This window comes from Curtobacterium sp. GD1 (assembly GCF_020882855.1).
Taxonomy (GTDB): domain Bacteria; phylum Actinomycetota; class Actinomycetes; order Actinomycetales; family Microbacteriaceae; genus Curtobacterium.
This window is the reverse complement of the sequence record NZ_JAFEVQ010000040.1, coordinates 1-18,976: the sequence shown is the minus strand read 5'-3', so window position 1 is coordinate 18,976 and position 18,976 is coordinate 1. Positions and strand designations below refer to the sequence as shown.

Genomic DNA, 18,976 nt, shown 5'->3' with positions numbered 1-18,976 from the left:
GCTCACCGGTCGGTCGGAGCGAGGAGCTGGAACATGACGTGGTCGCGCCACGCCCCGGCGATCCTGAGGTACTCGGGCGCCAGGCCGTAGCGCGTGAACCCCGCTGCCTGCAGTGCACGCTGCGAGCCCACGTTCTCGGGCAGGGTCTCCGCCTGGACACGGTGGAGCCGCAGCACCTCGAACGCGTGCGCCGCAGCCGCCCGGACCGCTCGGGAGGCATGCCCCTGCCGGACCCGGTCGGCGCGGATCCAGTACCCCATCGCACACGACTGCAGGGCACCGCGGGTGATGCCGCTCAGCGTGATCCGGCCGAGCAGTTCGCCGTCGACCGACTCGATCACGAACGGGACGGACGTGCCGGCACGCTCGGCCGCGAGCGCCTGGACGATGACGTCGTGCTGCCCCGCCTCGGTGAAGTAGGCGGGCGAACGGGTCGGTTCCCACGGCCGCAGGTGCTCGGCGCTCGCACTCACGACGGCCGCGAGCGTCGCAGCGTCGTCGACACGGATCAGGCGCAGGCGTGTGTCCATGGCGGAGGGTGTGGGATTCGAACCCTGCCCACACGACCGAAGCTGCATGCCTGGCTTCGTCGATGCGCGCCCGTTCGGGCAAGTACGGTCAGCATGCGCCATCTCAGTCGCTCTCAGTTCGGATGAGTTGTGGGCAAGATGTGGGCAGGGGGCAAGACCAGCAACTGCGCCATCTGCTTCCGCGGATCACTCTGGCTTCGGCGGATCTCCCTTTGGGAACAGGGGCGTCCGTTCGGGGCGTGGCCGGCGCGGCGGACGCGTGCGGTCGAGATAGCGCGAGCCAGCGCGGATAACGATGATGGTCGCCCAGATGTTGAGAATGACGAGGACAAGCGCAACGATCATGAAGAACGGGCTTGGACCAGTTGAGTACATGCCAGGAGCCTAAGGCGCGGCTCGCAGCAGGACGACCGCGTCAGCAAATGTGGCCGGTGGACGGTCAGACCTGCCTGTAGACGAGCGGGGGCGCGCGGGTCACGATGTACTCATGCATGAGCTCGAGCCGTCCTGCTCCGATCGCCTCGCCTACTCGATCCCCAACTTCGCCACAGCGGTCGACCTCAGCGTCGACACGATCCGCAAGGCGATCGATTCCGGTGATCTGATCCCGGCCTACCCCACCAAGGCAGGCCGCAAGCCGATCATCTCCAAGGCGGAGGGCGAGCGCTGGCTCGCATCACTCCCGGAAGAGTCGCCGCGCTATCGGTGAGACGCTCGCCTATCGTGGCGCTGTGGCTGACCACGCGCACGTTGAACCTCCGCGAGTTAAGTTCAGGAGTGCGCGAGGATAGTCGGGTGCTACACGCCTACATCGACGAGTCTGGAGACCGAGGCTCGAGCCCGACTTCGTCGCATCATTTCGTGATGACAGCGTTCATCTACTCAGACGCGGACGGTACGCGCGCGACAAATCTTCTCGCCGACCTCCGCAGCGATCTTGGTAGGAAGCCGAACGTGGAACTGGGTTGGAAGTACCTCCGGTCGCACGAAGAACGGTTGCACGCTGCGGTGAGCCTGGGCTCACAGCACGACTGGGGCCAGGTGACTTCCGTGATCGTTTGCAAGCGCCGACTCGACGGAACGGTGAACAACGATGAGCGATACCTTCATACGTTCCAGCTGCTGCTCGAACGGTTGTCCTGGATTGCGCGCGACAGGCAAGACACCGTCGCGTACACGCTGGCGCACATCGTGCGCTTCAAGATCGAGCGGCTTCGTGAGTTCGAAGCGAATCTCAAAACCAACCCCACTTCGCGTATCCACTGGGACGCGCTCGACCCGCACGGCGGACGAATGGTTGCCGCCTCGACCGAAGAGAAACTGCAGCTCGCAGACCTCGCCGCCTCAGCGACGGCGGCAGCCTTCAACCCCGACCGATTCGGCCACACCGAGACGAGGTACCTCGAGCAGCTCGCGCCTCTGCTCTACCGGGGGCGCAACTCGCCCCTCACCTCGTACGGGCTGAAGCTGTTTCCGTCGGACGAAAGCACGAGGGCCGCCTACCCATGGGTAGCGGCCCTGTAGCGAGTGTCACACGCCTTACGCCGTTTCCGGGTGCCGAGCCGAGCCCTGCAGACGCGCATCCACTTACTAACACGTTACTACCCTCCACTGACAACTCGCCAGTGATCGATGGTCACTCACCGACGTGTCGGTGCTCGGGCCGACCATGCTACGTATGCCCGAGTGCAGAGTGCCGAAGGCCTCGCAGACAGGAGTCGGGCGCTGGACTCGACGGATGGTGAGGCCGGAGCGCAGCGCCCGAAGGGCCGGACAACCCCTGATCACGCGCTGCCCAACCCCGTCTGAATCTCACACGATGATGAGCGTCAGTCAAGGTATTCGACAGTATCCGGATACTTCCATTCGGGAACGAGATCGATGTGAGAGCGTGGGTTGTAAGCCGGCTGGTTACCGGCCAGATCGCCCCCCTCCCTGATCCGGGGGAGAGCGTTCGGCGGCGGGGGTGTGTCCCTCAGGAAGACGCGCCCCCGCCGTTATCACCGACGTTGCAGGGTTTGTCTCGGTGTCTCGCCGAAGAGATTGCGGTATCGCACTGAGAATCTGCCAGCGTGCAGAGCGCCAGCCTCCAGCGCGGCTTGCCTCACCGTTCGCGGCCCACGTCGATCAGTCAGAGCGTCCCTGGCCGCTCGGAGCCGGAGCTCGATGATGAGGTCCGTCGGCGTCCGGTGGAGGTCTCGGCGAAAGGCGTCCTGCAGCCCACGCTGCGCGTAGTTGCCGGCGTCAGCGATCTGTTCGGTCGTGATGGGCTCTCGGAAGTGCTCCGCGATGAACGTCAGTGCCGCCGCAACCTTCGGCCGGTGCGCAGCGAGTTCGATCCCTGCGCGCTCGAGATCACGATTTGCGCTCATGTGACGAACAGTAGAGCGCAGGTTGCGTCTTGCACCATAGTGTGGCGCTACCTCGACGGTGCACCCCTGTGCGGAGTTGAGGAGGAACGCTTCCCTTGCGTTCCAGGAGCCGTCGCCGTCACCGTGAGATGGGGGCATCCGGGCACGACCGGCGGCGGCTCCGCTCACTCCTCAAGCGACTGCAGGAGTTCCCTAAGGAACGACCGCTCGGTCCCTAATTTCGTTTGTCCAGCCGCCCACCGGACACGCCCGCCATCACGGTTCGCCTCATGTGGCCCTCGATGACCCGCGCGTCGCTCGCACTGCCACCCGTGGAACCTCCCAGCACAGGGTTCGATCATCGTGCGGACGGTAATCAACGTCCGCGGAGCGCGGACTCAGCATGTCCGGAACCCGGCCCTGCTCTAAGGTCAACGGATGCCCTCCCGATGTGCCAGCACGTTCGACCGGTGGCAGTGCCGTCTCGAGGCCGGCCACTCGGGAGACCACGAAGGCATCACGAACTGGTCGAAGGCATCCTGGAACGACGCGGCCTCAGGCACATCCCTGCGTCGGCGTCACCGCACCCGACCGCGCTGAGAGCGGTCGGAGTTGCTTGTGTTGGCGAAGAAGTCGTTCAGCGGTGACGCGGAACCGAACTCGTCCGCGTACTGACCTCGCTTCGCCCGCAGCCGCAGACCCTTCAGCGTCTGCACGCGCACCGGAGTGACGCCGGGTTCGCTCTTGTACGACGAATCAACCATCACCGCTCCTTCAGCCGTCGCCCCATCCTCACGACATCTGACCGGCTTGTCCGGCCGCAGCTGCGAACTATCCGGACAGCGCCTCGGGAGCGTTCCGGCAGAACGGGCAGGACCCCGCCCGGATCTGACCCGAACAGATCCGGACGGGGCTTTCCCCTGACCCGTTACGCGTCTTGTTCGGCACACGCGGTGCAACGGATTGGGTGGATGTGTCCGCGCCGGAGTTCGGGTCAGCGACGCGGACACACCCTGTAACGGGTCGAGAACGACCGGACTCATTCGGAACCCCCGAACAGGGGGTTTGGTCCGATCCTCCACAGGACCCGCTCCGACGAACCGTCACTCGCGGGAAGGGGTTTGCCCTCACCGTCTGCATCGCTAGGCTGCAACAGCAGGCAACTCGGAACGTTCCCCGTCCCGAGCCAACTGCGACGACGCCTCCCCGGCGTCACGGACACATCCCGGTGTCCACGAGCCGCCGCCCTACGGGGCGGCGGCTCCTTGCGACAGTACTTTTGTCAGCTCATAGGTCAGGCGTATTCGGAGCGCTCCCGACGTTCGATTGCTTGAGCGACCGCCAACGGGTCTTGCACTGACAGGTTGTAGTTGTTGCCTGCACGGTTCACGACCTGCTGGGGCTGCTGGGAAGAACCTCGGTACGGCGTCGGGTCCATGTACCGAACCGTACCGCCGTTGTTGAGCGCCTCGAGGTACGGCAGGTTGCGTGCGGTCGCGTACTGGTTCATGACGAACTCGCGGCCGTGTACGACGCCTGCGATCTGGCCAGGGTGGCCGTTGCCGGTGTACCCGCCGGCCGCGTACCCCTTGAGGCCGAACCCGCGGGCAATGATGCCCTGGATCGCCTTCGACTGGTCCTTGATCTGCTTCTCGAGGGACCGGGCGTTCTTGTCCGCGGACCTGATGAGTGCCTTGTAGTTCGCGTCTGCGACCGTCTGCCCGGCCTTCATCGCCGTCGACTGGATCGTCCCGTACGACGTGTTGATCGACTTGATGTCGGACGCTGACTCGGCTGCGAGGGACCGTGCGAGCGGCAGGCCTTCGGCGGTTCCGAGGCTGGCGATCTCGGACAGCAGGTTCCCGTTGATGCCCTTCTTCGCAAGCGTGCTGAGCAGCCCAGCGAACTCGGTAACGTTGCCCGCCGCCTTCGCCAGCCCGCGGCGGAGCGTCGAGGCGGTTCGGTAATTCCCCACGTCGGTCCTCCCGATCGCGGACGCCACTGACGCCTGCAGGGACGATGCCGACTGACGGAGATCGGACAGCTTCGACGCTGCGGTGTCGGACTTGTCCGCGAGCTTCGTCATGGACGTCTGGTAGCGGAGTGCAGCCGCGCCGATCTGGTTGCGGAACTTCACCGGCAGCGACGTGTCACCGAACATCGACATGAGCTCGGAGACAGCCCCCAGACCCTCGTACTGGCCTGACGCGCGGTTGTAGTTGAACTGCACCCGTCCGCCCGTCGCGTACCGCTGCACGAGGCCACCGGAGGCGTAGTGGCCACGATTCACACGGTCGAGGAAGCCGGTTCCGTACTTCTTCACCGAGCGTTCCCGGATGACGTACTCGCCGTTAGAAAGCATCGCCGGAACCGAGTCGGACGTGCCGGTCCCGGGGCCGCTGATGTAGCCGCCCGCCGCCTTGAAGATCCCGACCGTGTTGTCCGGCGTGCCCGTCGTCACACGGTTCGTGGTGACCGTGATCGTCTTCTGCGTCGGGATCGCATTCAACGTGTCGAGGACGCTCTGAATGGCCACCTGGGCGGCAGTGGTTGCCGCGTTGACGTTCGTCCGCTTCTCCGCAGGCAAGGCATTGAGCTTCCGCTGGTACTCAGAAACGAGAGCGCCGGCAGCGTCCGCGGAGTTGGTGAACAGGGTCGACCACTGCGTGGGAGTTCCGAGGATCTTGTCCGCGTAGTCCTCGGCAGCCTGGCCAGTGACGCCGTACTGGCCGAGAGCGGCGATCAGGGACTTCCGGCCTGACTCCAGTGCACTCGTCGCCTTGTTCTGGTCACCCGTCTGCTGGTACAGAGCGCCGGCATAGTTCAGGGTGGACTGCGCGATCGAATCGACGGCAGCGGAGTTCGCTCGCCCCTTCTCCGTCGTCACATCGAGCGACTGGCCGTTCTGCTCGATCGAGTCAGTCACACCATCGATCGCAGCCTCGAGGTCACGCTGCGTCGAGTTCACGTCGAGCTGAACCGAGTTGAAGCCCTTGATGGCGTTCGCGACGTCTGAGATCGCCTGGGTCGCGTCCTCGGCCGAGTCGGTCACTCCATCGAGGCCAGCAGCAGCCTCATCGGAGCTGTCCGCGCTACCCGACTGAGCTTCCGCCAGCTGGCCGAACTGCTCCTTGGAGTTCTTGACGGCTGCGCGCTGCTTCTCGACGGCCTGCACCAGCTCGGTGATGTCACCGGATGCGTCGGACAGGCCCTCCCCGTACTTCTTGGTGATGAAGTCGTTGTCGTCGGTGCCGCGGATCTCCTTCCGAACCGCCAGCAGCTCCTTGTAAGCCTTCGTGTTGCCCTGCGCGGCCTTCGTCACGGTGTCGAGCCCGATCCCGAGGCGCTTCGCCTTGTCGAACGCCGACGACCCCTCGATCTCCTGCCCGAAGATCGTGCTCCGAGCAGCGAGAGCGTTCGCGACGAGTTCGCCGGTGTTCTTGGTCAGCGCGCCGGTCGTCTGGTTCAGCGAGTCCCGGAGCGTCTGGGTGTACTGCGCCGACTGCAGCTGCTGCGCTGCGAACACCGCAGCGACGGCAGCGGCCGTCCCGAGAGCAATGCCCCACGGGCCGGTCATGAACTTCGCGACGCCCGCCAGCGAGGAACGAGCCGTGATGCCCCCATCGCGGAGCGTGGCAAGAGCGCTCCGGAACTCCACGATCTTGGGGATCGCGAAGAGCATCCCCCCGCCAAGCAGCGACACCGCCCCGACAACTCCGGTAGCACCGAGAGCAGTCGCCTTCAGCGGGTCAGGAAGGAGGTTCACCGCCTGCACGACGCCAGTGAGCGTCTGCACCAGCGGGCGGAGTGCGCTGCTGGCCGAGGTGCCGGTATCGATCAGGCCGGTCTGGAACGCGGATCGCAGCCTCTTGAGGTCGCCGTTGAGATTGTCAGACTTCAGGCGCGCCTGCTCCATCGCGTAGCCGGCGTCGTTGTTCTGGTCGATGTAGCCCTGGATACCGTCAGCGCCCTCTTTGTAGAGGACGGTGGCTGCACGAACGGCGTCGGAGCCGAAGATCTGCGCGAGGGCCTGCTGGCGCTGTGCGTCACTGAGGGTGGAGAGCTTGTCGTGCAGCACCTGGGCAATGTCCGCTGCACCGAGGAACTTGCCGTTGGCGTCCTCGACGTTGATGCCGAGGGACTTCATCAGCTGCGCCGATTCCTTCGACGGGTTCGCCAGCTGCTGCAGCATCGTCTTCAGCGAGGTACCGGAGTCGGAGCCGAGCAGACCGGCATCCGCGAACGCCGACAGCACGCCCGTCGTTTCCTCGAGCGAGAAGCCGAAGTTGGACGCAACCAGACCTGACTGGTTGAGGGCGTCACCGAGCTGCTCGACACCACCGAGCGCCTTACCAGCGCCGGCGGCGAGCTCGTCCGCGATATGCGGCACGTCCTTGCCTTCAAGGTTGAACTGCTTCATCGCCACGGCGGCGATCTGGGTCGCCTTGCCGAGGTCCACGTTGTCGGACGCCGCGAGAGCGAGGACACCGTTCAGTCCGCCGTTGAGGATGTCCGCGGTGGCCAGACCGGCCTTGCCGAGCTCCACCTGCGCTTCGGTGACCTGGGTTGCGGTGTACCCGAAGGCAGCACCGGCCGTGAGCGCCTGGTTCCGAAACTTGTCCATCTCCGAGGCAGTGGCGTTCGTCGCCGCCTGCACCTTCGACAGCTGAGCTTCGAAGTCCGCCGCCATTTTTGTGACGACGAGGACCGCGCCGGTGGCTGCTGCACCGATCGTCAGCAGCCCGCCGCCAACACGTTCAGCGGCCTGCCCGACCTTCTCGAGCTTGTCGGACTCGTTCGCCGTGTCCGCAGTTGCCTTGCGGACCTTTTCCATGCCCTTGACGTAATTGTCGATCGCCGCACGTACGGTGACCTGCACCACTCTGTCTGTCAAAATGTTCTCCTTGATAAGGAGAAATCAGGCACACCAAAACGCTCACCCATACCCGGGCATGCCAAGACTCCTCTTGTTCATGCCCGGGTAAACCGGCGGGCTAAGTTACTACTGCAATTGTGTCAGTCAAATGTCTTCCATGCGGAACTCACCATCAGGGTAATTCTGCATTGCTTCCTCATCGCCAGGCATGACGTCAATATCGTGCGCATCAGCCCAGTCGCCTCGCGCTCGAAACCACGCTCCGTACTTCTCAGCGGCGTCGCGGCCTTCCCAATCGGACGTCGAGAAGCGTTCAAGCCTGCGAGGAATGCCTAACCGGTTCTCGCGGACCCTGCGCCTCATCGGGCAGCAGACAATCCCGCACGCCGCACCCCGCTGCGATGCTGCGGCTGGAGGTCATCGTCCCCGAAGGGAATCCGCAGCGAAGCCATACACTTCGCAAGAGCCAAAGCCTGCTGACGGAATTCGACGACAGCCGGGTTGGTCTTCAGCCCCTGTGGAGAACTGACAATTACTTCGCCAGCATCGATTGCGGCCTGCAGACGATCGAGCACATCCACGATCCGGCAAGCCTGCAAAAGCACCGATTCCTCGTGATCAGCGAGTTCGAAGTCGCGCTGAACCCGATTCCACAGCCGTTTACCGCCTGCCGCCAGGTCTTTCGGAGCCCTTGGAGCCCTTGAAACGCCCATATCGGGCACCTACTTCCCAATGTTTAGGCGGCAAGCACGGGCAAAGGGCGATTCATCCAGATCTCAGAGACGGACGGTGCCTGACCCCGGAGGTCCGACGTGGATCCGTTGGGGTGGCCTCCCCCACCCTTTGAGGGCTTCTGATGTGGTGATCGCTCTGTGTGTGCAAGCCGCCAGTACCCGGAGGTCTGGCCCTCGCTCTGTGCGGGGACCGCCCCTCCGGGTTCGGCTGATTACTTGAGTGTGTTGCTGCGGCGCACGCTGTCGTCGTGAACCCGTGCTCGCTTCTTGCTGTTGCAGTCATGTCTTCGATGCGCTGCCTTGACGTTGGACAGCGCATCTTGACCTCCGTTCGCGAGAGCGGTGACGTGATCGATCACGAACGACTTCGGGTCGCTGCTTGGGAGTGAGTAGTCGATAGCCCTGCCGCAGAGGTGACACGCTGCTCCCGTTGCTCTGATGCGTGTGCGCATGGCGTTGCGGCGGGCGGATGAGCGCTTCGGGGTCACAGCTCTCGACCGAAGAGGCGAGCCGCAAAGAGCCGCTCTTGTCCAATCGGTACAGGCGTCGGAGTGCTTCCCTCTGTCGGCACGATCAGTCCAAGGTTCGCCTCTGAGCGCTTCCACTCTGCCAACCGCTGCGCTTGTGTGAGCAGAGTGGCTTCATCGGTGCCGGTGAGGAGTGCGACGTGTTCGTCGGATATGCCGTGTGCCGCACCGATGTCCCGCCTCAGATTGCCCAACTCGGCACTGCGGGCTCGTTCCTCAGCTGCTTCGAGGCGGGACTGCAGTTCCGTGGTGTTGTCGTCCATAGTTCACCACCGCGTGCTGATCATGTAGCTCATGCCCCGTGCAAGCCCACCGTTCCGGAGGTTGTCTTCGAGGACGCTGATGTCCTTCGCGGCGGCGGCGCTCTCTGGGTTCTCCTGCGCGAACTGGTCGACGGTGCTGCGCCACCCCTTCTCCATTGCTTTACGAAATACAGCATGTGCAAGAGTGCGGTCATTGCTTCGCAGCGCCTGAGACATGGATCGGTCAGCGGCTTCGGCGCTCTCGATTCGCTCTGCCCGCTCCTGTGCGTCGCGGAATGCGATCAAATCCGTCGCTCCGTACCCGATCTTGGCGTCGAGCTTCGTCTCGAGCGTGCGGATATGCCCCTTGATGAGAGACAACTCCTTGTCACGTAGAGCCGCGGTGCGCTCCTGCGCTTCGGTTCCGAAGCGCTTCCGTTCATTTCTCTTCCCCTCGTCCGTTAGATTGGGGTCAGCGTCAATCTGCTTCGCGGTCCGGTTGAAATCTTGCTGGATGCCGGCAGCCTGACTGCGGAGCCCTTCGAGCTGCGCATCGAGTGCTTCGAGACTCATGATGTCGTTCTCCTTGCCTTGAAGTGAGCGAGTTGTTCACGGTTGATTCGGTAGGCGCGACCGATCGTCGTCGCCTGAAGACGGTTCTCGCGGATTGCCTTGCGTATTGCGCGGTCTGTCATCGCGAGGGCGTCAGCTGCCTGCTTTGTGCTGAGCCATTCAGATTGTGTCTTGAGTTCCGCTTTGGGTGCATCTGGAGTTCCGGTTGCGGTATCTCTCCACGCGAACGCTGCCACTTTCAACGCAATGAGCGTTTGGTCTATCTCGGCATCTTCACCTCGGTGGTCTAGATGATATTCGTTGAGACCCGCATAGCGGAGAAGCCAAGCAGCCGCACGACCGCTAACAACTGCTTCGGGGCCGTGGACGCCAAGGACTAGTTCCTTCGCGCGTCGCGGGCCGACGCCATCAGTCATGCGGACCCATCGCTTCAGTGAATGTCGACCACCATTCGCGCGCCGCCGATCTCATTGGAAACTCGGTGCGGTCGGTGACCTTATATGCGGGCTCGAGGTAGAGCATCACGGTGTGAAGCAGAGCGCCGTACAGGACGTCTGGCCAAGCTTCCGGGCCGAGCTTCGCCGTCGCGAGTGTGTGGTGGTCTACGACTGTCTGCACCATGAGCGCAGGGTCGTTACTGACGGTGGCCAGCTGGGTAGCGAGGGCATAGCTGGCGAGGCTGATCGAGCCGGCACCGACGACGGTGCTGGGAACACCATCTTGGTCCTCGTACAGCTGAGCAAGCACCTTGTTGCCTGCTGCCTCAAGCTCATCGAGGTAGGCCTTGAGCCAACTGCTGCTTGTGTGTGTCATGAGCGCTCCTGACGGTCGTGGTGCAGGCCGAAGGCTGGGTGATTGAGGCGCGGGCAGGTGGCGTCGTGTTCGAGCACGGCGTGCGCGATCCCGGGGCCTGAGATGTCGATGACGGCGGCTGCAGAGCAGTCAGAGCACGTGACGGTGATTGGGTTCATGCCGCGCCCGCCTCCAACGCCTCTGAGGGGCTGTGGAAAGTGTTGAGAGTGTTGGAATCAGAGTTCGTTCCAACACTTTCCACACTTCCAACAGGGGTGTAGAGGCCACGTGCTGGCTTGTCCAGACGCCCCTGATCGAACGCCCGACCGAGGTAAGTGCCGGCCATCTTCTCGTCGATCGACAGCTCGGCGGCGACATCGGCCGCACGGATGCCACCAGGCCGCGCGTAGGCCAGCTCGATGACCTCGGCCATCCGGTCACTCAGTCCGCCCGTGGTGCGCGACAGCTGCGCGGAAGCAGCGGCGTCCTTCAGCGAGCGGCCAATGATCGACCACGCCCCGTTATTGGCGAGCGTCATGCCGTACTCACCCTCACGCGCGTCACGAGAGGTGACCTGCAGCGTTGCGCCCTGGTCCTTCCGATCGCGACGCAGCACGCAGATGGTGTCGGCGGCACCTGCGATTCCCTGGGTGCCGCTCACGGCGTCCAGGAAGTCCTCTCCCCCGGCCTTCCTCGTGTGGTGTACGACGATGAGGCTCGAGCCCGGGACGGCGTCACACGCCTTCTTGAGCGACCCCATGAACTGATAGTCGGCGGCGTACTGCGTCTGCGTGCTGCCCGTGCTCGGTAGCACCTTCCCAAGCGTGTCGAGCACCACCACGGCGTCTTGATGCTCATGGAAGTAGTTAGCGACCGTTGTTACGACGTCCTGCTCGAGGTCGACCTGGAACTGGAGCAGCGGCGACCACAGATCGGGTGCGAGCGACCTCATTCGCTGCTGGAGGCGGCGTTGACCGTCTTCGAGAGCGAGGTACAGAACTGGCCGGGGAGATCCCGTCGGGATCGAGCCGAACGCGTCCTGGCCCAGGCTGACTGCGATGCTGAGGCCGAGCACCATCCACGACTTGCCGATTTTTGGCGCGGCGACGAGCAGCGTCAGTCCTTCAGGAATGAGTTCTGGGACTACGTACTGCACGGGCGGGAACTTCTGGTGTTCGAGCCAGCGTGCGTCGAATCTGCTGGTGGGTACGGTCATGGGTTCTCCGTCTCGGAGTCGGGTTCCGGGTAGCGGTTGGCGGGCGCGCCACTGAGGTAGGCGCGCAGCTCTGCCGCTCGTTTGGCTGCGGCTTCAGCGCCGCGATGCTTCTGCGCCGCGAGGAAGACCTCGATGCGTTGGTTGTCTCGTGCAGGAGGACGGCGACACACTTCGGCGTAGAGCCGATCGGCGTCGTCGTTCGCTCGGTCGACTTCGGCCTGCCGCGACGTGCTGCCTTGCTCGAACGCGAACACGTAGAACTGCGTCAGCGACGGCGGTAGCTGCCGGAGCTCGACTTCACCTGCCGCGAGATCGATCGCGAGTTGATGCATGTACCGCTCGGCGTGCGGGCTCAGGGTGATGTGGTCCGGGTACGAGAAAGCCCCCTCGTCCTCGTGTTGAGGATCTGGGGGCTTCCTGGTGCCGGACTGGCCTACGGCCACTCAGCCGGCTCCGGCCGTTCGGCGTCCTGTGCCGCTTCGAGCAGGCTGATCGCCAGTCGCCTCGCTTGGTCTCCCGCGAGTTCCGTGAGCGGACGGTCCGCCCGAATGCCGACGATGCCGTTGACCGCGAGCACGGAGAACCCGTCTGTTCTCGTCTTACCCGCGGCCATCAGGCAGCCACCTGCAGCGTCGGAGCAAGCAGCGGGACAGCGCGCGGTGCTATCCGCAAGTCGCTGACACGGGCGATGAGAGCGTGCGCGAGCCGCAGAGCATCGGAGGGGCTGAGGACGATCGAGTAGCCGTCGCTGAACTGGCTGGGCTGAGCATCAATAACGGCTTCGGCACGGCCAGTAAACGTCATGTCGACTTCCACCAGCTTGGTCACGTCGTCCATCAGCGCACCGCCCAGATCGACTGGACGGAGCAGCCGAGTGCTACGTGCACGCGGAAGACATCGGGGACCGATGCGTTTCCGCCGAACCAGAGGCGGGCGAAGCGGACTCTTGTCAGACCGCTGCGTCGTCGAAGCTGGCCGTATCGCATGCCGCGCTGCAGGGCCTCGCGTCGGACGTTGGCAGAGAGCGCGCTGGCGTAGCGCCGACTGCGAGCGAACCGGTTGCCCCTCGAAGTGGCGACTGCCCAAATGTCAGAGGGCCGTGCAATGATGCTTGTGAAGTGAAACACTGTCTTGTCCTTCGGTTTCTGTCGTAGTTACTGGATGGATCCGGCCCGAGATGCTCTGCCAGGAGCGCTCGGGCCTTCTTTGTTGGGTACCGATCGGTACTTGCCGGACCAACGTCCCTGACGGACTCGCGTTGGTTGCTTGGAGAACCAGCCGGTGTCTGGATCGAACAAGGAGTCGATCTCCCTCACCGTCACTGGGTGAAGGGGCTGGCGAGCTCTGGTCTGCTCGTGCAAGAGCTGCCAACCGCCGTAGTCCGCTCGTCCGCTTACGCGCAGAACGCGATCGAACGTCGGGTCGCGCCGCGGAAGGTGGTCGGCTGCTTTCAACTCGCGTTCGAGGCGAATGGCAGCGAGTGTGACGGGCGCAGTCAAGTAGATCCAGGTGCCGTGCCCGACAAGCGCCCACCCTTCAAAAGCGCGCGCTGTCGTCTGCGCGACTGTCGGCGGCGTCTGCCAGCCCATGTCTCTGAGGCCCGGTTTCGTCATCCGGCCTCCCGCGTACTGGTGCGCGCAGTGCGCTCGAGCCACTCCCGGACTCGGCGCTCCGAGTAGACGACCGTCTTCGGCGTCGGCTTCAGGTATTCGGGGCCAGTCCCGTTGAACCTGAGCATCTTGAGTCGCCCGGTCGTCATGCCTGGGATGAGCGCGCATACATCGCCCTCGCTGATGTAGTGCTCGTCGAAGTCGATCTCGAAGCGCTGGTGATCCTCGAGGTGGGGAGGTGAGATCGGCATGTTGCCTCCTGGTCTGTTTCAGCTCTGAACTTAGGACCAGATTAGGCATGTTCGGTTTCGGGCGCAAGTGTTGACCGAAAATGGGCGTGTTCGGTATCGTTCTGGGGTGAGCACTCCCGAACAGATCGACCAGACCTTCGCGAGCGCCGTGCGTGAGACACGGACCCGACTCGGAGTGAGTCAGGACCGACTGGCTGCTGAAGTGACCAAGCGCGGCTATAGCTTCCATGTCACGACCGTCGGGAAGATCGAGCGCGGCGATCGACGTGTAACAGTGGGCGAAGCCGTGGCGCTGGCCGATGCTCTCGATGTCTCGCTTGAGTCTCTGGTGCATAACAAGCAGGACCTGACGGCCAGTTTCGCTGAACACAATCAAGCTCGAACCTCGTTCATCATGGAGGCATCGCGCTACGTCGAGACGATGCTGTCTGTCGCTGCTGCTGCCGACAGGCAGTCAGATCTCCGCAAAGAAGACGAGCAGTGGCTTGCGGAGGCGTTCCTGCGGCAGACGCCGGCCGACCTGACCGAGGACGCTCGCTATGCGCTCGATGCGGCGATTAGTCGCCGCGGAGTTGACCCCGGTGGGTTCTGGGTAAAGCAGCTTGTCCGGAGCGTGGGTGAAGGAGCAGAGTGGGCACGTTCCCATCGACAGGATGAGTCGGATGGGTAGCGTCGCCCCATACGAGACCGCAAAGGGCAGGCGCTACCGTGTTCGGTATCGCACTCCGGAGCGCAAGCAGACCGACAAGCGCGGGTTCCGCACGAAGCGCGATGCAGAGCTCTTCCTGGCCTCGGTCGAGGTATCAAAAGCGCGCGGAGAGTTCGTACGCCCCGAAGCCGCCAGGGAAACCATCGGTCAGCTCGGACCCGCCTGGCTGGCGAATCAGTCGCACCTGAAGCCGTCGTCGTACCGACCCCTCGAAATCGCATGGCGGCTGCACGTAGAACCCGTCTGGGGCCGCACCAGAGTCTCCGATGTGGGGCACAGCGCAGTGCAGTCCTGGGTGACGCGCATGACGGCAGAGAAGGGCGCGACGACCGTCATCCGCAACTACGGCGTCCTGGCGGGCATCCTCGACGTAGCAGTGAAGGACCGTCGCATCCTGACGAATCCCGCTCGGGACATCAATTTGCCGCGCAAGAAGCGCAAGGAGCACACGTACCTCTCGCACGACCAGGTGTCGGCGCTTGCTCTCGCATCCGGTGAGCGATCAACGCTGGTCCTGGTTCTCGCCTACTGCGGACTCCGGTGGGGTGAAGCAACCGGGTTGCGGGTGAAGGATCTGGACTTGCTGCGGCGTCGGATCAACGTCACGGTGAATGCCGTCAACGTTGGCGGTGTGATCGAGGTCGGCACGCCAAAATCGCACAAGCGTCGCTCTGTGCCGTTCCCTGCTTCGCTGGCGGCACCTCTCGCCCGGCTGTGCGTGGGGAAGACCCCCGACGATCTCGTGTTCGCATCGCGTCACGGCACGCACGAACCGCGCTGGCACAACGAGCACGGCTGGTTCCCCACCGCTGTCCGAAAGTCAGGGGTGCCGCCGCTGACCCCGCACGATCTGCGTCACACTGCTGCGTCTTTGGCCATCAGCGCTGGCGCGAACGTGAAAGCGGTTCAGCGAATGCTTGGCCACGCATCGGCGGCGATGACGCTCGACGTTTACGCGGACCTGTTCGACGATGATCTCGACCCAGTGGCCGATCGTCTCGACGAGGGGCTATCCCGAACGGTTGTGGGCAAGATGTGGGCAGAGGCTGCCCACATCGAAGGCAAGGCCCGCTAGATCCGCTTGCTAGTGCGGATCAACTGACCTCGGTAGTGGCGGAGGGTGTGGGATTCGAACCCACGAGACATCTCTGCCCACCTGTTTTCAAGACAGGCTCCATCGGCCGCTCGGACAACCCTCCAGCGACGCGACCACGTGGCGAGACGTGATCGCGTCCCGGGAAGTCTACCGGGCTAGCGCGGCAGGGAGTCGAGCGCAGCCGCCAGGCCGTCGTCGGTCACGCCGCCCGTGAGCTCGTTGCCCGCGTCCACGACGTCCTCGGGTGCCTGCCCCATGACGACGCCGCGCCCCGAGGTCGAGGCCCACCGGAGCATGTCGATGTCGTTCCGACCGTCCCCCGCGGCGAACACCCGGGAGCGCGGGATGTCGAGCCACTCACGGACCCGTTCCATCGCGGTGGCCTTCGTCACGCCCTCGGGTGCGATGTCGAGCCACGACGTCCACCCCACCGAATAGGAGACCTTGTGCAACCCCATCCGCTCGACGACCTGCAGGAAGTCCTCGGTGTCGTGGCCGGGTGAGATGACGACGACACGGGTCGCCTCGACGCCGAGCAGCCGTTCGAACGGGACGTGCTCGCCGGCGACGGTCATCGTGTCGTCGGGGAAGTTGCCGGAGAGCAGGAAGTGGCCGGTCTGGTCCTCGACGCCGAACGCGGCGTTCTCGAGGGCGCCGTGGATCGTCCGGAGGACCTCGCTCGGGTCGAACTGCTCGACGTGCACCCGCTCGTAGGAACCGTCGGACCGGCGTCCCAGGGTCAGCGCGCCGTTCGCGCAGACGAGGTACTTCGGCTGGATGCCGAGCGTGTCGAGCAGCGGGACGGTCATGCCCTCGCTGCGACCGGTGCTGAGCATGACCTCGTGCCCGGCTGCCTCGGCATCGCGGAGCGCGGCGATCACGGTGTCGGTGACGACACCGTCCTCGCGCATGGTGGTGCCGTCGATGTCGAGCGCCACCAACCAGCGCTTCGTCCGGGCCGGCGCACCCGCACCGGCCGAACCGTCGACGAACCGACCCTGCGTGCTCATCGGGGTTCGATCACCTCGACGCCGCCCAGGTAGGGACGGAGGACCTCGGGCACGACGACCGAGCCGTCGGCCTGCTGGTGCGTCTCGAGGATCGCGACGATCCACCGGGTCGTCGCGAGCGTGCCGTTCAGGGTCGCGACCGGCGCGGTCTTCCCGCTCTCGGTGCGGTACCGGATGTCGAGGCGCCGAGCCTGGAACGTCGTGCAGTTCGACGTCGACGTGAGCTCGCGGAAGGTGCCCTGCGTCGGGACCCACGCCTCGATGTCGTACTTGCGCGCCGCACTCGTGCCGAGGTCGCCACCGGCAACGTCGATCACGCGGTAGTGCAGCCCGAGGTCCTGCAGCATCTGCTCCTGGTACCCGACGAGTTTGGCGTGCTCGGCCTCGGCCTGGTCCGGGTGGACGTAGGCGAACATCTCGAGCTTGTTGAACTGGTGCACGCGCAGGATGCCGCGGTTGTCCTTGCCCGCCGACCCCGCCTCGCGCCGGTAGCAGGTCGACCAGCCGGCGTACCGCAGGCCGTCGCCACCGTCGAAGGAGAGGATCTCGTCGGCGTGGAACCCGGCGAGGGCGACCTCGCTCGTGCCGGTCAGGTAGAGGTCGTCCGCCTCGAGCCGGTAGACCTCGGCCGCGTGCTCGCCGAGGAAGCCCGTGCCGGCCATGGTCTCGGGGCGCACGAGCGTCGGGGTGATGAGCGGCTCGAAGCCCGCGGCGATCGCACGGTCGAGGCCGAGCGACATCAGGGCGATCTCGAGCCGGGCACCGAGGCCGCGCAGGAAGTAGAACCGCGAGCCGGAGACCTTCACGCCGCGCGGGATGTCGATGATGCCGAGGTGCTCGCCGAGGTCGGCGTGGTCCTTCGGCTCGAAGTCGAACTCCGGCTTCGTGCCGACGGTGCGGAGCGTGACGAAGTCGTCCTCGCCACCCTTCGGCACGTCCGGCAGCACGACGTTCGGGATGCTCCGGACGACCGCGTTGAAGGACTCCTCGGCCGCGGTGACGGTCGCCTGCGCTTCCTTCACCTTCGCGGCGAGCGCCTGGGCCTGCTGCACGAGCGCGGCCTTCTCGTCCTTCGGTGCCTTCGCGACGGTCTTGCCGAAGGCGTTCTGCTCGGCACGGAGGGACTCGAACGAGGTGATCGCGCTCCGCCGTGCCGCGTCCGCGGCGACGGCCTCGTCGACGACGGCGACGGAGGCGCCGCGCGCCTCCTGCGAGGCCTTGATGACGTCCGGGTTGTCACGCAGCAGCTGGGGATCGATCACCGCACCATCCTAAAGGGGCCGAGTTGCGGACGGACTGGAGGCGCGGTGCGGGCCCGACCCGCGCCTCCAGGCTTCGATCGGTACCGTTGGTGCATGTCGACCCCTTCGGAGACCGCGCCCGCGGACCAGGACGCCCTCCAGACCGAACAGCGGACGGCCGCGGTGGTCTACAACCCGGTCAAGGTCCACCTGCCGACCCTCAAGCGCACCGTCGAGAAGCACCAGCAGGAGGCCGGCTGGGCCGAGACCCTCTGGTTCGAGACGACGGAGGAGGACCCGGGCGGCGGCATGGCCCGCGCCGCGCTCGAAGCCGGAGCCGACGTCGTCGCCGCCGCGGGTGGGGACGGGACCGTCCGTGCCGTGGCCGAGGTGGTGCACGGGTCCGACGCCTCGCTGGCGCTGCTGCCGAGCGGCACGGGCAACCTGCTCGCGCGGAACATGAAGTTGCCGCTGGACGACCTCGGCGGGATGGCCAAGGCGATCTTCACCGGGCACGACCGTTCGATCGACTTCGGACTGCTCGGTGTCGAGCGTCCCGACGGCTCCCGCGACCGGTTCGGCTTCGTCGTGATGGCCGGCCTCGGGCTCGACGCCCGCATGCTCGCGAACACGCGCCCCGAGCTGAAGAAGCGCGTCGGGTGGCTCGCCTACCTCGACTCGCTGTTCCGCTCCGTCCGTGACACCGACGGCTTCGAGTTCAAGTACCGGCTCGACGAGTCGGCACGCAACGGCTCGGTCCGGGCGCACTCGGTCATCGTCGGCAACTGCGGCATGCTCCAGGCCAACGCCATGCTCCTGCCCGATGCCGAGATCGACGACGGGGTGTTCGACATCGTCGTGATGCGGCCTCGGGGGTTCTTCGGCTGGGTGCGCATCGCGGCCCGGGTGTTCTGGGAGAACGGGATCCTGCGGTGGTTCCGCCGGTCGGCCCTGTCCGACACCGTGATCGGCCGCCGGATCACCACGGCCGCGAAGCAGGAGCGCCCGCTGCGGTACCTGCGCGGCGAGGAGTTCACGCTGCGCCTGGCGAAGCCGGACGAGTTCGAGATCGACGGCGACCCGGTGGGCGAGATCGTGGCGTTCCGCGCGAAGATCGACCCGGGCTCGCTGGACGTGCGGATCCCCGCGGTCGAGCCGGCGACGGGCCGCGGCCGCCGGCGGTAGCCGCGCCGCGCCGCGGTGCGCGCGGCTACCGCC

22 protein-coding genes and 1 tRNA gene are annotated in these 18,976 nt (G+C 65.2%); 6 read left to right on the top strand and 17 right to left on the bottom strand.

The annotated features are described in order from the left end of the window. Nucleotides 1-2: 2 nt before the first annotated feature. Together JSX79_RS16640 and JSX79_RS16635 are read right to left on the bottom strand one after the other, a co-directional pair. Nucleotides 3-530, bottom strand: coding sequence for a GNAT family N-acetyltransferase (locus JSX79_RS16640; protein ID WP_229087199.1), 528 nt, complete (start codon nt 528-530; stop codon nt 3-5). A 186-nt stretch (nt 531-716) separates the two neighbouring features. Next, a complete protein-coding gene (locus JSX79_RS16635) occupies nt 717-905 on the bottom strand; it encodes a hypothetical protein (protein ID WP_229087198.1) in 189 nt (62 codons plus the stop codon). A 112-nt stretch (nt 906-1,017) separates the two neighbouring features. Here JSX79_RS16635 and JSX79_RS16630 point away from each other — a divergent pair, with 112 nt between their 5' ends. Both JSX79_RS16630 and JSX79_RS16625 read left to right on the top strand, forming a co-directional pair. Further along, nucleotides 1,018-1,239: a hypothetical protein gene (locus JSX79_RS16630; RefSeq protein ID WP_229087197.1), complete on the top strand. Its 222-nt coding sequence runs from the start codon at nt 1,018-1,020 to the stop codon at nt 1,237-1,239. Next, nucleotides 1,236-2,054: a DUF3800 domain-containing protein gene (locus JSX79_RS16625; RefSeq protein WP_308061483.1), complete on the top strand. Its 819-nt coding sequence runs from the start codon at nt 1,236-1,238 to the stop codon at nt 2,052-2,054. The genes JSX79_RS16630 and JSX79_RS16625 overlap by 4 nt, the downstream gene beginning before the upstream one ends. A 476-nt stretch (nt 2,055-2,530) precedes the next feature. Here the strand turns inward: JSX79_RS16625 and JSX79_RS16620 are convergent, their stop codons facing one another. The 3 genes from JSX79_RS16620 to JSX79_RS16610 all read right to left on the bottom strand — a co-directional run bounded on the left by JSX79_RS16620 (nt 2,531) and on the right by JSX79_RS16610 (nt 7,763). After that, complete coding sequence (locus JSX79_RS16620; RefSeq protein ID WP_229087194.1) at nt 2,531-2,902, bottom strand: helix-turn-helix domain-containing protein; 372 nt, start codon at nt 2,900-2,902, stop codon at nt 2,531-2,533. Nucleotides 2,903-3,459: 557 nt separating this feature from the next. Then, a complete protein-coding gene (locus tag JSX79_RS16615; RefSeq protein WP_229087193.1) occupies nt 3,460-3,645 on the bottom strand; it encodes a hypothetical protein in 186 nt (61 codons plus the stop codon). Between the two features lie 530 nt (nt 3,646-4,175). Further along, nucleotides 4,176-7,763 carry a phage tail tape measure protein gene (locus JSX79_RS16610; protein WP_229087192.1) on the bottom strand — a complete coding sequence of 1,196 codons (3,588 nt, stop codon included), beginning with the start codon at nt 7,761-7,763 and terminating at the stop codon, nt 4,176-4,178. Between the two features lie 395 nt (nt 7,764-8,158). Between JSX79_RS16610 and JSX79_RS16605 the strand changes: the two genes are divergently transcribed. Beyond that, the gene (locus JSX79_RS16605) at nt 8,159-8,461 is read left to right on the top strand and encodes a hypothetical protein (protein WP_229087191.1); all 303 of its coding nucleotides are present in this window, start codon (nt 8,159-8,161) and stop codon (nt 8,459-8,461) included. A gap of 242 nt (nt 8,462-8,703) precedes the next feature. On the opposite strand, the gene JSX79_RS18870 is transcribed toward JSX79_RS16605, so the two are convergent. The 9 genes from JSX79_RS18870 to JSX79_RS16565 all read right to left on the bottom strand — a co-directional run bounded on the left by JSX79_RS18870 (nt 8,704) and on the right by JSX79_RS16565 (nt 13,702). Then, complete coding sequence (locus JSX79_RS18870) at nt 8,704-8,943, bottom strand: HNH endonuclease (RefSeq protein WP_374475710.1); 240 nt, start codon at nt 8,941-8,943, stop codon at nt 8,704-8,706. Between the two features lie 32 nt (nt 8,944-8,975). Next, a complete protein-coding gene (locus tag JSX79_RS16600; RefSeq protein ID WP_229087190.1) occupies nt 8,976-9,281 on the bottom strand; it encodes a hypothetical protein in 306 nt (101 codons plus the stop codon). Nucleotides 9,282-9,284: 3 nt separating this feature from the next. After that, a complete protein-coding gene (locus JSX79_RS16595) occupies nt 9,285-9,833 on the bottom strand; it encodes a hypothetical protein (RefSeq protein WP_229087189.1) in 549 nt (182 codons plus the stop codon). Continuing rightward, nucleotides 9,830-10,249, bottom strand: coding sequence for a helix-turn-helix domain-containing protein (locus JSX79_RS16590; RefSeq protein ID WP_229087188.1), 420 nt, complete (start codon nt 10,247-10,249; stop codon nt 9,830-9,832). The genes JSX79_RS16595 and JSX79_RS16590 overlap by 4 nt, the downstream gene beginning before the upstream one ends. Then, nucleotides 10,242-10,646: a hypothetical protein gene (locus JSX79_RS16585; protein WP_229087187.1), complete on the bottom strand. Its 405-nt coding sequence runs from the start codon at nt 10,644-10,646 to the stop codon at nt 10,242-10,244. The genes JSX79_RS16590 and JSX79_RS16585 overlap by 8 nt, the downstream gene beginning before the upstream one ends. A gap of 154 nt (nt 10,647-10,800) precedes the next feature. After that, entirely contained in the window at nt 10,801-11,841 is a 1,041-nt protein-coding gene (locus JSX79_RS16580) for an AAA family ATPase (protein ID WP_229087186.1), read from the bottom strand. Next, nucleotides 11,838-12,173 (bottom strand): hypothetical protein, encoded by a 336-nt coding sequence (locus JSX79_RS16575; protein WP_229087185.1) that lies wholly within the window; start codon nt 12,171-12,173, stop codon nt 11,838-11,840. The genes JSX79_RS16580 and JSX79_RS16575 overlap by 4 nt, the downstream gene beginning before the upstream one ends. A gap of 280 nt (nt 12,174-12,453) precedes the next feature. After that, nucleotides 12,454-12,678, bottom strand: a complete 225-nt coding sequence (locus JSX79_RS16570) for a hypothetical protein (protein WP_229087184.1) — start codon at nt 12,676-12,678, stop codon at nt 12,454-12,456. A 772-nt stretch (nt 12,679-13,450) separates the two neighbouring features. Next, nucleotides 13,451-13,702: a hypothetical protein gene (locus JSX79_RS16565; RefSeq protein WP_229087183.1), complete on the bottom strand. Its 252-nt coding sequence runs from the start codon at nt 13,700-13,702 to the stop codon at nt 13,451-13,453. A gap of 106 nt (nt 13,703-13,808) precedes the next feature. On the opposite strand from JSX79_RS16565, the gene JSX79_RS16560 reads away from it, so the two are divergent. Beyond that, entirely contained in the window at nt 13,809-14,372 is a 564-nt protein-coding gene (locus JSX79_RS16560) for a helix-turn-helix domain-containing protein (protein WP_229087182.1), read from the top strand. Then, nucleotides 14,365-15,486: a tyrosine-type recombinase/integrase gene (locus JSX79_RS16555; protein WP_229087181.1), complete on the top strand. Its 1,122-nt coding sequence runs from the start codon at nt 14,365-14,367 to the stop codon at nt 15,484-15,486. Before JSX79_RS16560 ends, JSX79_RS16555 begins: the two co-directional genes overlap by 8 nt. Nucleotides 15,487-15,522: 36 nt before the next feature. Here JSX79_RS16555 and JSX79_RS16550 read toward each other — a convergent pair. The 3 genes from JSX79_RS16550 to serS form a co-directional block, all read right to left on the bottom strand. Continuing rightward, nucleotides 15,523-15,610: transfer RNA gene (locus JSX79_RS16550), tRNA-Ser, on the bottom strand. A gap of 52 nt (nt 15,611-15,662) precedes the next feature. Next, nucleotides 15,663-16,517, bottom strand: a complete 855-nt coding sequence (locus JSX79_RS16545; RefSeq protein ID WP_229087180.1) for an HAD family hydrolase — start codon at nt 16,515-16,517, stop codon at nt 15,663-15,665. Next, nucleotides 16,514-17,779, bottom strand: coding sequence for a serine--tRNA ligase (gene serS / locus JSX79_RS16540; protein WP_070418122.1), 1,266 nt, complete (start codon nt 17,777-17,779; stop codon nt 16,514-16,516). The genes JSX79_RS16545 and serS overlap by 4 nt, the downstream gene beginning before the upstream one ends. A 93-nt stretch (nt 17,780-17,872) precedes the next feature. Between serS and JSX79_RS16535 the strand changes: the two genes are divergently transcribed. After that, a complete protein-coding gene (locus JSX79_RS16535; RefSeq protein ID WP_083403430.1) occupies nt 17,873-18,943 on the top strand; it encodes a diacylglycerol kinase family protein in 1,071 nt (356 codons plus the stop codon). Nucleotides 18,944-18,976 lie beyond the last annotated feature (33 nt).

Excerpts from the sequence above, each read along its gene's own strand:
- JSX79_RS16590 (WP_229087188.1), bottom strand. The coding sequence starts at position 10,249 with ATGACTGATGGCGTCGGCCCGCGACGCGCGAAGGAACTAGTCCTTGGC.
- JSX79_RS16600 (WP_229087190.1), bottom strand. The coding sequence starts at position 9,281 with ATGGACGACAACACCACGGAACTGCAGTCCCGCCTCGAAGCAGCTGAG.
- JSX79_RS16565 (WP_229087183.1), bottom strand. The coding sequence starts at position 13,702 with ATGCCGATCTCACCTCCCCACCTCGAGGATCACCAGCGCTTCGAGATC.
- JSX79_RS16535 (WP_083403430.1), top strand. The coding sequence starts at position 17,873 with ATGTCGACCCCTTCGGAGACCGCGCCCGCGGACCAGGACGCCCTCCAG.
- JSX79_RS16640 (WP_229087199.1), bottom strand. The coding sequence starts at position 530 with ATGGACACACGCCTGCGCCTGATCCGTGTCGACGACGCTGCGACGCTC.
- JSX79_RS16570 (WP_229087184.1), bottom strand. The coding sequence starts at position 12,678 with ATGGACGACGTGACCAAGCTGGTGGAAGTCGACATGACGTTTACTGGC.
- JSX79_RS16635 (WP_229087198.1), bottom strand. The coding sequence starts at position 905 with ATGTACTCAACTGGTCCAAGCCCGTTCTTCATGATCGTTGCGCTTGTC.
- JSX79_RS16595 (WP_229087189.1), bottom strand. The coding sequence starts at position 9,833 with ATGAGTCTCGAAGCACTCGATGCGCAGCTCGAAGGGCTCCGCAGTCAG.
- JSX79_RS16555 (WP_229087181.1), top strand. The coding sequence starts at position 14,365 with ATGGGTAGCGTCGCCCCATACGAGACCGCAAAGGGCAGGCGCTACCGT.
- JSX79_RS16620 (WP_229087194.1), bottom strand. The coding sequence starts at position 2,902 with ATGAGCGCAAATCGTGATCTCGAGCGCGCAGGGATCGAACTCGCTGCG.
- JSX79_RS16575 (WP_229087185.1), bottom strand. The coding sequence starts at position 12,173 with ATGCATCAACTCGCGATCGATCTCGCGGCAGGTGAAGTCGAGCTCCGG.
- JSX79_RS16615 (WP_229087193.1), bottom strand. The coding sequence starts at position 3,645 with ATGGTTGATTCGTCGTACAAGAGCGAACCCGGCGTCACTCCGGTGCGC.
- JSX79_RS16605 (WP_229087191.1), top strand. The coding sequence starts at position 8,159 with ATGCTGCGGCTGGAGGTCATCGTCCCCGAAGGGAATCCGCAGCGAAGC.
- JSX79_RS16630 (WP_229087197.1), top strand. The coding sequence starts at position 1,018 with ATGCATGAGCTCGAGCCGTCCTGCTCCGATCGCCTCGCCTACTCGATC.
- JSX79_RS16580 (WP_229087186.1), bottom strand. The coding sequence starts at position 11,841 with ATGACCGTACCCACCAGCAGATTCGACGCACGCTGGCTCGAACACCAG.
- JSX79_RS18870 (WP_374475710.1), bottom strand. The coding sequence starts at position 8,943 with ATGCGCACACGCATCAGAGCAACGGGAGCAGCGTGTCACCTCTGCGGC.
- JSX79_RS16585 (WP_229087187.1), bottom strand. The coding sequence starts at position 10,646 with ATGACACACACAAGCAGCAGTTGGCTCAAGGCCTACCTCGATGAGCTT.
- JSX79_RS16545 (WP_229087180.1), bottom strand. The coding sequence starts at position 16,517 with ATGAGCACGCAGGGTCGGTTCGTCGACGGTTCGGCCGGTGCGGGTGCG.